Origin of the sequence: Paenibacillus paridis, assembly GCF_006345825.1 — a bacterium.
Taxonomy (GTDB): domain Bacteria; phylum Bacillota; class Bacilli; order Paenibacillales; family Paenibacillaceae; genus Pristimantibacillus; species Pristimantibacillus paridis.
In genome coordinates this window covers 33,613-45,926 of sequence record NZ_VCIX01000076.1, presented here as the reverse complement: position 1 = coordinate 45,926, position 12,314 = coordinate 33,613, and the positions used below count along the sequence as shown (strand labels likewise).

4 protein-coding genes are annotated in these 12,314 nt (G+C 49.1%); all 4 read right to left on the bottom strand.

The features are described 5' to 3' along the window. Nucleotides 1–2,516, bottom strand: a 2,516-nt coding sequence (locus FJQ58_RS32265; RefSeq protein WP_162341362.1) for a beta strand repeat-containing protein, incomplete at its 3' end; no start/stop codon positions are given. A 124-nt stretch (nt 2,517–2,640) separates the two neighbouring features. After that, nucleotides 2,641–3,774: a response regulator gene (locus FJQ58_RS07210; RefSeq protein ID WP_139991759.1), complete on the bottom strand. Its 1,134-nt coding sequence runs from the start codon at nt 3,772–3,774 to the stop codon at nt 2,641–2,643. A gap of 1 nt (nt 3,775) precedes the next feature. Then, on the bottom strand, nt 3,776–6,919 hold the full coding sequence (locus FJQ58_RS07205) for a hybrid sensor histidine kinase/response regulator (RefSeq protein ID WP_139991758.1): 3,144 nt from the start codon (nt 6,917–6,919) through the stop codon (nt 3,776–3,778). 363 nt (nt 6,920–7,282) lie between these two features. Continuing rightward, nucleotides 7,283–12,229 (bottom strand): S-layer homology domain-containing protein, encoded by a 4,947-nt coding sequence (locus FJQ58_RS07200; protein ID WP_139991757.1) that lies wholly within the window; start codon nt 12,227–12,229, stop codon nt 7,283–7,285. Nucleotides 12,230–12,314 lie beyond the last annotated feature (85 nt).

The window sequence follows — 12,314 nt, the reverse complement described above, 5'->3', positions numbered from 1 at the left end:
TTGATTGCTGGCGCTGCCGTTACCGTAATCGTCGCATTTCCTTTTTTGCTGTCGTTCACCGTCGAAGTCGCGGTGATCATGTATTCTCCTGGCAGCGTATCTGCTGCCACGGTGACTTTGCCCGTGCTGTCCACAGACACCTTAGCGTCGCTACTCTTCCAAGTGACGGTCGTCGCTGCGCCACCCACTGCATCTACCAATGCCGCAAACTGCTTGATTCCTCCCTGCAGCATGCTCGCCGTGTTCGGGCTAACGCTCACGCTGTTGATCGCTGGCGCTGCCGTTACCGTAATCGTCGCATTTCCTTTTTTGCTGTCGTTCACCGTCGAAGTCGCGGTGACCATGTATTCTCCTGGCGGCGTATCTGCTGCCACGGTGACTTTACCCGTGCTGTCCACGGACACCTTAGCGTCACTGCTCTTCCAAGTGACGGTCGTCGCTGCGCCTCCCACCGCATCTACCAATGCCGCAAACTGCTTAATTCCGCCCTGCATCATGCTCGCCGTGTTCGGGCTAACCGTTACACTGCTAATTGACTCCGTCCACATCGCGTAAAGCGTGACGTTCGCCGTTCCCATCATAAAGCTAGCTCCGGAAGCATAGCTCGTTCCACTTCCGTCCGCCTCTCTGTTCCACCCTGCGAAAGTATAGCCCGCCTTTGCCAGGCTTCCCGTATTGCCAAGAACGGTCACCGAATCCCCCTGCTCATACAACACATTGTCGATCGGCATACTGCCTGCCGTCGCCCCATTATCATTGTAGCTGACGGTGTAGGTCATTATCGGCATTAGGTCGGTTTGCAATATCGTCCCAGTTAATCCCACTGCCATAAACGCCCCTTTTCCGTAAGTGACGCTATATAGACTTTTCGTTGTGCCGCTCGTTTGGCTATTCCAGCTCAATCCGTCACTGGAGGTTATAATCGTCCCAAGGTTCCCTACAATTACATACATGCCATTTCCGTAGCGAGCATCCCTCAGAGTATTATTCGTTCCGCTCGTTCGAACCGTCCAGTTTGCTCCATCACCGGAGGTCACTATCGTTCCACTATTCCCCACTGCCACATACATTTCGTTTTCGGCCATAACTCCAGTTAATGTATTCGAAGTGCCGCTTGTTTGGCTCGTCCAGCTCACTCCATCGATGGAGGTCATAATCATTCCCGCGTTCCCTACTGCCACATATATGCTGTTTCCGTAGCTAACTCTATTTAGAGCATTCGTAGTCCCACTCGTTTGGCTTGTCCAGCTCACTGCATCATTGGAGGTCATAATTACTCCGTCATTACCCACAGCTACATACCCGCCGTTTCCATAGGTGACTCCATTTAGTGTACTCGCAGTGCCACTCGTTCGGCTCGTCCAGCTCAATCCACTGGCAGAGGTCGTAATCGTTCCATTAATACCCACAGCCACATACGTACCGTTTCCATAAGTGACGCCATTTAACGTGTTGTTTGCGGGAGTTGCTTGACTCGCCCAGTTCATTCCGTTGCTGGAAGTCAAAATCGTTCCATTAACACCCACAGCCACATACATGCTATTTCCGTAAGCTACGCCATTTAAATTGCTCGTAATGGGATTCGTACGAATCGTCCAAGTCGTGCCGTTGCTGGAGGTCAAAATCGTTCCACCGTTCCCTACCGCCATATGCACGCTGTTTCCGTATCCGACGCCGTGCAGACTATTCGCAGTACCGGTCGATTGGCTTGTCCAGCTCGTTCCATTGCTGGAGGTCAAGACCTTATCACTAATGGAATCCACTGCCATATATTTGCCGTTTCCGAAGGAAATGTTATACAGGGTACTCGTAGTACCACTCACCCGGCTCGTCCAGCTCGTTCCGTTGGTAGAGGTCAGAACTGTTCCCGCGTATCCCACCACCGCAAATAGATTATCCCCAAAAATAATTCCGTTTAAAGGAAACGTAGTGCCGCTCGTTTGGGACGCCCAAGTCGTTCCGTTGCTTGAGGTCAAAATCGTTCCATTGTTCCCCGCCACGACATATATATTTTTACCGTAGGTGACGCTATTTAGGCTATGCGTAACATTGCTCGTTCGAACCACCCAGCTCGCGCCATTGTTGCTGGAGGTCAAAATCGTTCCAGTTGCACCCACAGCCACAAAAATGCCGTTTCCGAAGGTAACCCCGCTTAATGCCCTTGGAGTAGCACCCGATCGGTCCGTCCAGCTCACACCATTGCTGGAGGTCACGATTGCTCCACTGCCCCCCACTGCCACAAACGTGCCATTTGCAAAGGTGACACTAGTTAAAGCAGAGATAGTGTTGCTCGTTCGGCTCGTCCAGTTCGCTCCATCGCTGGAGGTCACAATCGTCCCACCTTCCCCAATCGCCACATACATGCCGTTTCCGTAGGCGATGCCTAGTAGCGCATTACCTGTGGGCAACGGATTGCGGATATTCCACCCGCCAAGAGAATCTGCATAAGCATACTGAGGGATATTGCCCACAATTAAAACTAATAGCAAAACCATTGATATCCAACGTTTAATCATTGTTTTCTCCCACTCGCCTTCATGATGATCTACACTACTGTGACATTATAACTGGAGCGATGTTGCAAAATTGTGGCAAAACAAAAAAGGAACCTGCTTAAAACTACAGGTTCCTTCATGAAAATCAATCGGTTAAGTCGCGAAGCAACGCGGTAAGCGTATCGCCCGGCAAAGTCCCCACCTCGTTATTAATCAACTCGGCATATGCTTCATAGTAGGCGGACGCACGTTGGGAACCGCCTATCCGATAATGCAGCTTCAGCGCCGTTTCCCGCAGAAATTCGTCGTACGGGCTTTGTTCGACTAGCGAATCAGCCAGCCTCAGCGCCTTGAACGGCTCCGCCTCGGCTTTCTCGTAATACATGAGCAGCTTTTTCCCCAAATGCAAGAAATACTGTCGATATTGCTTGCGGTAAGGCTCGCACCAAGCGCTGTCGAATTCTTGCAGAAACGGCAGGCTGCAGCGGTGTACAAGCTGCTCGACATGAGCCAAATTAACCGGGCCCAGTTCAACGGCGTTCAGCACGAAAAGCTCCAATTCCATCGCGTCCACAGCCAGCGCTTCAGCGGATAAGACTAGCCTGTAGCCATTCTTCACTGAAGCTAGCGACACCCCCAAGCAGCAATCCCTTAACGTCTTGTTGATTCTGCTTACTGTGCTTCGAAGGTTGATGCCTGCCTTCTCTGCATTCTGGGCTGGCCAGAGCGCCTCGAACAGCTCCCACTTGCTGAGTTCCTTCTCCGAGGGCTGCAGCAGCATAAATGCAAGCAACTCTGCACACTTGGATGTAACCCATCGAACCGGCTCCTGACCGCCATCCAAACGCAGTGCGAACTTGCCGAACAGCTCTACGATACCCGTCCGTTGACTGCCGTTGTCTACAGCTTCGCCACGATGCCGCCGTCTTTTTCCGACCCGTTCCAGTGAACGCTGCAAATCCTCTTCCATCACCGGCTTCAACAAATAGTCGATCGCATTCACTCGAAAAGCATCAATCGCGTATTGATTGTAGGCCGTAATGAACACGACCTCCAGATCAAGCTTGTCCGCATAGACCATCTCCGCAATCTCAAGCCCACTCAGCTCCGGCATTTCAATATCCAGAAACAGCACATCGGGCTGAAGCGTTTTCGCCATTTGGAGCGCCTCATGAGGATTTACGCAGCAACCAAGCACCTTTACTCCGGCATTGACCAGCATTCTGTCGATTTGCTCCGCTACCAGCAACTCATCGTCTACAACCATGGCTTTCATCATCCTACTTCTCCCGCCTCTCCGTCAGGCCCGCCACTCCCGCGCGCAGAGGAATCAGGAAGGCAACGGTTGTGCCCTTCCCCTGAAAGCTCTCGACCCGCAAGCCTTGCCCGAATTCATTCAACAGCCGCTTATGCACATTAATCATGCCAATGCTACCATCAAGCCGATCCGGCATAAAGATCCGATCCTTCTCCTCTGCAGTCATGCCGACCCCATCGTCCAGAACCGTAATCCGTAGGCCCAGCGGCTCCAACTTCGCGCGAATGACTACCGTGCCTCCCGATAGACGCTTCATTAAACCATGGCGAATCGCATTTTCGACCAGAGGCTGCAGAATCAACGCCGGAATCAACGTCTCCGTCTGAATATCCACATCCCACTCCACATTCAGCCGCGTGCCGAAACGGGCCTTCTCCAGCTCGATATAGGATTTGGTGAGAGAGAGCTCGCGTTTTAGACTGACCTTGGCATGGCGAGGGTCAATATCAAAACTGAACCGCAAATAGTTGCTGAATTCACCTAACAGCTTGCCTGCCCGCGCGCCATCGCTGTAGCATAACGAAATAATTCCACTCAACGCGTTGTAGATAAAATGCGGCTTAATCTGAGATTGCAGAAACAGTGTCTCCATTCGAATGGCCTGCTCGACGGCTTCCTTTAATTGCAGCAGCGTCTGCACCCGGGCCAGCAGTTCCTTACCGTTGAACGGCTTCACCAGAAAATCATTAGCTCCCACCTCGAAACCCAACGCGATATCGGCAGGCGAGTTGCGCACTGTTAGAAGCAAGACCGGCAGCTGATAGAGCGGATTCTCTTCCCTTATGCGCCTGCATACTTCATACCCAGAGAGCTCGGGCATCATCACATCGAGCAGGACAAGTGACAAATCGTCGCGATGCTGCTGAATCAGCTTAAGTGCGTCCGCTCCATTGTACGCTACAAGAACGTGATAGCGACTGGATGCAAACAACTCCTGCAGCACCTTAATATTGGAGGAATCATCATCTACCAGCAAAATCTTCACATCGCCGAATCGCTCTTCCGCATCAGGTAATGTCTCTTCCGTCGTTAGCGAGCTTGCCCCAGACAGCTGTTGCGGCTCCAGACCGACAACGTCTTCCCCCCGGATGGTCCCCAGTTCTCTCTGCGCTGCGGTCGCCTCCGGCAGCCGCAGCTCAAACACAGAACCCCTTCCTGGCTCCGACCAACTCAGTTCCAGCTCACCGCCCATTTGCACCACAAGCGCCTTCGATATTTTCAGACCCAAACCAGAAGATTGAAACGAAGAAACTGCTGGCTCCTCGCCGCTTTCATAGAGATCAACTTTGAAAAGCCCACGTTGCTGCTCTTCGTTCATCCCAATGCCGGTGTCCACAAACGTCAGACGCAGCCAGTTATCTCGAACCTCTGCAGCAACCGCTATGCTGCCCTTTTCCGTAAATTTCAACGCATTGCCAACCAAGTTCACAAGAATTTGCTTCAGGCGATTTTCGTCGGTGAACAGATAAAAGGTTCCCGGAGGTACCTGATTAACAAGCTGCACCTGATCGTTTCTGCGCAAAAATTTCAGTGCTTCGAGTGTGGCCTGCACCGTACCGCTGACGTCGAAGAATCGATTGTGGAACATCAGGCTGCCGCTCTGCAAGCTTTGAAAATCGATAATATCATTCACCAACGTAGACAAGCGGGTCGCTTGGGCTATAATGAAGTCCAGATTTTCGCGATGCCGCTGCGCCATCTCTTCTCCATTTTGATCAATGACCACCTGCGCCAGATTGATAATGCCATGCAGCGGCGTCTTGAACTCGTGCGAGGTGTGAATGAGAAACTCGTCTTTTTGACGATCGTACGCAATAAGTTGCTCGGCCAACTGCTCATTTTGCAAGAACGCCTCTTGAGCCCGGTCCGACATGAGGAACGATTGCGATAAAACGAGAAGCAACGGCGTTACGATCATGTAATAAGGGTTATCCAACGCCAACTGATAACGGGTCTGGGCATACACCCAACTAATAATTAGGAAAAATAGACCTAACAAAATATAGTAAATTTGAACTCCGCCATTCCGATAACGGAAAATCCACCGAATAATGAAAGCGAAGGCAGTGATTTGCAGAACAATCCCCAACCAAAGCAGATTAACTAAATATTCGTTCGGAACGCCAATGAATAAGGCAAGGCATGCATAAGAAACCCAGCTCAACCACTTAAATTCCAAGCTTTTTTTATAATTCAGGTACATGTAGACATAGAGAGCAAACGATAAGACGGAAACGCAAGGCAGAATAAAGAGCATTTTCTGCAATATTAGGAAGGACATCGCTGGGAAAAGGGTTGCCACGACGATTTCGTTGTCAAAGCTGAAAAACAACCCTAATGACAAACAGAACAAACTAAAAAAGGCGAGATAAGGCTCCTTTCCCCATTGCTTGAACATACCTGCAAAATAAATACCGAATACCAGCATGGTGGTAATGACAATCATATCTGCCAGACGGGCATTATCACGCCTCGCCATTACATCTGCGGTTAAACCAAATTCAGGGGCTTGCACCAAACCGCCTTCTAGATACCGGTAACTAGCGATCTGAATGATGATTTCAATTGATTCGGAGTCCGCTTTAATCGTATTAAATATTGGAAGGTTGCTAGGTGAAAATCGATCTGCCGACAAATCCGGTTTTCCAGAACCGCCTAAGTCTGATCCGTCAATGTAGATGTGACTCGACATGCGGATCTTTTTGCCTCTAAGGCTATAAAAATCCGGGTCGCTAACCTCTATGCGTAAACGGTACGTACCCGCACCATATCCGCTGCCGGAGGAGACGACTCCCTTCCAACCTCCAGGAACTCGAACGATTCGGCGCTCCGCTTCCAGTGCCTTACCATTAACCAGGAAATCTTCCGGGATCAGAAGCTTGTTCTCATAAAATTCCCACTCTCCCCGAAGCGGTACAATCCCTTGTTTCGCAAAATCCCATTCTCTGGCATCCAACACCCCTGCTTGCGCTTCCGGGTACTGATACGTAGAATCTTTTAGCCATTCATAGATAAATAGTGATGTAACGACGGTGAAGACAGCTATCATTCCGATTAGTACTGTCCATTGTTTTCTTAATGTGATCGGTTCCCGTTGTAGCTTCATATCCTCTCCCAATCATTTGTCGTTTAAAGTTATTTTCATCAATGTAACACTGATGTCCTTCTATTAGTGTGTAGTATAAATAAACTTGCAGGAAGCTGCTGCCCCCATTTGTCTCACTCCTGATCTGAATAAAAGATAACATGAAGACACCTTAACAATCCAATTAGAAATGAGCATGATTTTATCATCGTGTTTCTTTAATTAAAGAAAAACTCCCTACGTTGTATCCGCAGACTCTTCTATGTAATGCCATTTAGATTGATGTTATTAAAACAAAAGAACCCTAGAATCTATTACAGATTCTAGAGCTCTTCTGTTTATTATTTAATTTTCATTAATAAACACACAGCACTTAGCCGCTAATTACATATCGTTATTTCCGTTTACTAGATTCAACGTATTCAGAAGCATAACAACCGCTTCCGCTCTTGTTGTTTGTGCACGAGGATTGAATGTGTTCGCTCCTGTACCTTTCACTACGCCGCGCTCTTTCAGAGCGGCTACTGCACTTTTGGCCCAGACTGGAATCAATGAATCGTCTGCGAAAGAGGTGACTGCATTCGGGTCAAGTGTCAGTTCGAATGCCTTCCCAATCATCGTTGCCATCTCAGCCCGCGTAATATTGGCATTCGGCTGGAAGGTACCATCCTGATAACCGCTTGTAATGCCAGCTTGCACTGCTTGTGCTACCGCAGCCTGCGCCCAAATGCCAATGTCCGCTTTATCTGTGAAGGTCAGCTCCGCTCCTGCTTCCTGAGCGTTCAATGCTTTCATCAGCATGACTGTGAATTCTGCACGGGTAATCGTTTTACCTGGCTTGAACGTTCCGTCCACATAGCCATTCACAATACCATCTTTTACTGCTTGCTTGATGCTTGCTTCAGCCCAGTGACCTGCGATATCACTAAGTTCAGCAGGCGTTGTTCCCTCAGACACGGGAAGTCCTGTCGATTGGTCTACAACAAGAACCGCAAATTTCGTAAAGTGATTAACCTCTACTGAAATCACATTCCCGCTTGTCTTGCTGCCTTTCACTTCTACCCATTCCCTCTTCCCTTCATCGAAATAGAAGATCGCAACCCCTTGGCCGCTCTTCACATTGTTTGCATCGAAAGCAAAGGTGAGCGTTACAGGCTTGATGAAATTACCCGGGATGTTTTTCAATACTTCATATACCGAGCTTGCAAGAACCTCTTTATTAATTAGAACATTTTTGGAATCTAGCAATTTCGTAATCGTTAATTTCAGTTCTTGATTAACTGCCCCTGTTGGAACGGTAATCGTGAAGCGCTCTTCCAAGCTTACCTCGCCAATTGATCCTACTGGAAGGGTTAGACTGCCGTCTTTCGACGTCACTTTAGCTGGAGTAGGAACAACACTTCCGCCATTGCTTCCGTTATAGGGTGGAGCTGTTGCTTCATTCACCGTCACCGTATACGTAACCTGCGTTACGCCATCCTCAGCAGTAACGATGACTTTATTGCCTGTCGCTAATTCTGTTGCTACCGTTACACCGTCTGCTTGGTACACTTCAAACGTCGCATCTGCTACAACCGTGATTGCTGCTTTCAGCGCTGCCAAAGTTGTACCGGATGGAATGGCTGTTATCGTTTCATTGCCTGTGCCCGTTGCACTTACGGTGCCGAGTGTCGAAGTTAGTGACGCATCTGTCTTTTTCAGTACCGTCACCGTATACGTAACCTGCGTTACGCCATCCTCGGCAGTGACGATGACTTTATTACCTGTCGCTAACACTGTAGCTACCGTTATTCCGTCTGTATGGTACACTTCAAACGTCGCATCCGTTGCTGGCGTGATCGCTGCTTTCAGCGCTGCCAAAGTTGTACCGGATGGAATGGCTGTTATCGTTTCATTGCCTGTGCCCGTTGCACTTACGGTGCCGAGTGTCGAAGTTAGTGACGCATCTGTCTTTTTCAGTACCGTCACCGTATACGTAACCTGCGTTACGCCATCCTCGGCAGTGACGATGACTTTATTACCTGTCGCTAACACTGTAGCTACCGTTATTCCGTCTGTATGGTACACTTCAAACGTCGCATCCGTTGCTGGCGTGATCGCTGCTTTCAGCGCTGCCAAAGTTGTACCATATGGAATGGCTGTTATCGTTTCATTGCCTGTGCCCGTTGCACTTACGGTGCCGAGTGTCGAAGTTAGTGTCGCCACCGTTTTCCCTAACGTTACCGTATACGTAACCTGTGTTACGCCATCCTGTGCTGTAACGATGACCTTATAGCCTGTTGCCAAAGTTGATGCTGCTGTTGTCCCATCTGCTTCGTAGACCTTAACCGTCGCACCTGCTGCTGGCGTAATCGCTGCCTTTAGCGCCTCTAACGTCGTTGTGCCCGGAATATTCGTAATTGTCTCTTGCAATGTTCCGCCCGCGCTAACCGTTCCGATTGTTGAGGCTAACGTTGCGGTGGCATTAACCCATCTAGCAAATAACGTCTTACTCGCCGTAATTGTAAAGCTGTCTGAAGCCGAGTAGCTCTTGCCGGTTCCATCCGCTAGCGTATTCCATCCCGCGAATGTATAACCCGATTTGACCAAATTGCCGGTGTTTCCGATAACGCTAACCGTTGTTCCCCGCACATACGCGGTTTCGGCACTCGGCAAGTCTCCATCGGTTTCACCGTTGCCGTTATAGGTGACATGATGGAGCTGAGAGCTCCGCAAGTAAGGATACCCATTATTTATCGAGGAATCGATTGCCCATGTTTGAACGAAATCCCAACCTGCATAGCTGGTTTGCAGCTTCATATTCGCTGTCGTTAGCCCCGTACCGCCACTTGTCCCCGAACTCGTTTGTCCCGTTGTCTCGCTATCGTAAAAGCTATTGGTGGCCCCACCATTGGTTCCTACTAAGCCGCCTAAGCTTCCTTCGCCAGTTACGGCACCCGTAGCATAGCTGTTGTTGACGGTACTATCCGAGTTTTCGCCAACCAATGCGCCAGCGAAACGCTCCCCATTCACGCTTCCATTGGCGTAGCTGTCGCTGATAGATCCATCATTCCTTCCTGCCAATCCGCCTGCTGTCCGATGTTGTCCGCTAATGCTTCCAGTAGATAAGCTATTGCTAATTGTGCCATAGTTATAGCCGACCAATCCACCTGCATATCTCGTCGCTCCGCTCAGACTTCCCGCAAAGAAGCTATTGGTGATGATTCTTGCGTTAACACCGACCAATCCACCACCTGCCTGTACCCCTTGGACGCTCCCTGTGATGACCCCACTGTTCGTGATCGTTCCTGAGTTTGCTCCCGCTAGTCCACCAACATACGTTCCACCGCCTACATCGATGTTTTCCAGAATGACATTTCGGACCGTCCCATCGGATATTAATCCGAATAGTCCCACAGGATGATCAGTACCCTGCCTACTAATCTTTAAATTCGTAATCGTATAACCGTTGCCATCGAAGTTTCCTTCAAATTGATAATCATTATAACCGATTGGCATCCAGCCTTCGCCTTCCGCATATCCGCTCAAATCAATATCCGCTGTCAGCTTAAAACTCGAGTCTAAGAAATTCCTGACCTGATTAAGCTCGGCCGCGGTTGCAATGAGGTAGGGATCCTCTATTGTTCCCGAGCCACCGGAAAATATCGTACCGGTTGCCGGGAATGTCGCAGTTACCACTCCGGAATCCGCTGAATTCGTTACGACTGTTGCCCCGGCTATCGTGAAGAAATTCGAAGGCACTCCCGTCAACACATGCCCCCTCTGGGGCGTGATCGTCAGCGTTGCCGTGTAGGTCTCTCCCTCTGCAAATCGGGAAGCAGCCTCAGGAGACCAAACAATTGATGTGGTATATTCGTCTGTAGATGTCCCTCGAACTGGCACTTCGTACGCGACTGGCGCAGGTACCCCGCTAATCGCTGCAGTCGCAATGACATTTATAGCATTCATCGTCACGGTATACGTAATCTTCGTTGCTCCATCCTGTGCCGTCACGATGACCTTATTGCCCGATGCCAATGTCGTAGCTACCGTGGTTCCATCGGCCTCATAAATCTCGAACGTAGCATTCGTTGCCGGTGTGATGACTGCCTTGAACTCGTCTAACGTCACATCGCCCGGAATGCTCGTAATGGTCTCAGTCGCTGTCCCGCCCGTGCTCACCGTTCCAAACCCGGATGTCAAAGTAGCTTTGGTGCTCAACCATTGTGCATACAGAGTTGTATTCTCGGTTATCGAGAACGTATCTGCTGACACATAGCTCGTACCGCTGCCATCCGCTAACGTATTCCATCCCACGAAGACATAGTCGGTTTTGACTAATGGATCTGAAGGATCTATATCTCCGATCACGGTGACCGTTGCGTTTTTGGAATATACGTTATTCTCATTCGGCACGGTTCCACCGGTGTTACCGTTACCGTCGTAGTTCACTTCACGGTAGAAAGCTTTCAAATAGGGATAGCCTTCATTCACATCCGGATCGAATCCCCAATATGCGTCATCCCAATTTGCATACGTGCTTGGATTCTTCATCTCTGAAGTCTGTTTACCTATTCCTTTGCCCGTGTCATTTTGCCCAGTTGTGTCACTGTCGTAAAAGCTATCTTGGACTATATTTTCCGAAGTAGAGACTAAGCCTCCAGAAAAAGAGCCTGTTACCTTTCCTGTGACGTAACTATTGTGGATCGCAGAATAATTCCAACCTACCAAACCTCCTGCGTAACCCCATGCTTTCACACTCACATTGCTGTAGCTATTGTGGATTGTCCTCCTATTCTCCCCTACCAATCCTCCGACATTTGTCTTTACATCCATGCTTCCAGTTGTATAACTAGAGGTAATTGTTCCTGAGTTGTACCCTGCCAAGCCTCCTGCATAACTGTCACCCACAATATCGATATCTTCCAATCCGATATTAGTAATGTAACCTAGATCATGAATTACTCCGAAAAGCCCAAGATAAGTACCTTCTGGTCGATTAATTGTAAGATTTGAAATTTTGAACCCATTGCCGTCCAAATGCCCGTAAAACTTTTCACTAAAATTACCAATTGGCTCCCAGCCTTCGCCTTCCGCATAACCACTCAAATCGATATCCGCGATCAGCTTAAAGTATTTTGTGAAATTACCATTTCTGACCTCATCGAGTTGGGCAGCCGTTTCAATGAGATAAGGCTCACTGCTCGTACCCTCTCCTCCTGCGAATTCTACACCTGACGCAGCAGATACTTGATTCCCTCTATCAAACAGCCCGTTAAATCCGCCTAGTACCATCAACATCGCTAAGATGATAGACGTTACTTTCTTACTTGCTCGAAATCCTGTACTCATGTCGTTTTCTCCTCCATACCACTATTGAATTCGGACATAAGTATAGGCACTAAGCCATAACAAAAAACACTAACCAAAGTTAGTG

What these genes read in the sequence shown, in the direction of transcription:
- FJQ58_RS07210 (WP_139991759.1), bottom strand. Translation starts at nt 3,774, where the DNA reads ATGATGAAAGCCATGGTTGTAGACGATGAGTTGCTGGTAGCGGAGCAA.
- FJQ58_RS07205 (WP_139991758.1), bottom strand. Translation starts at nt 6,919, where the DNA reads ATGAAGCTACAACGGGAACCGATCACATTAAGAAAACAATGGACAGTA.
- FJQ58_RS07200 (WP_139991757.1), bottom strand. Translation starts at nt 12,229, where the DNA reads ATGAGTACAGGATTTCGAGCAAGTAAGAAAGTAACGTCTATCATCTTA.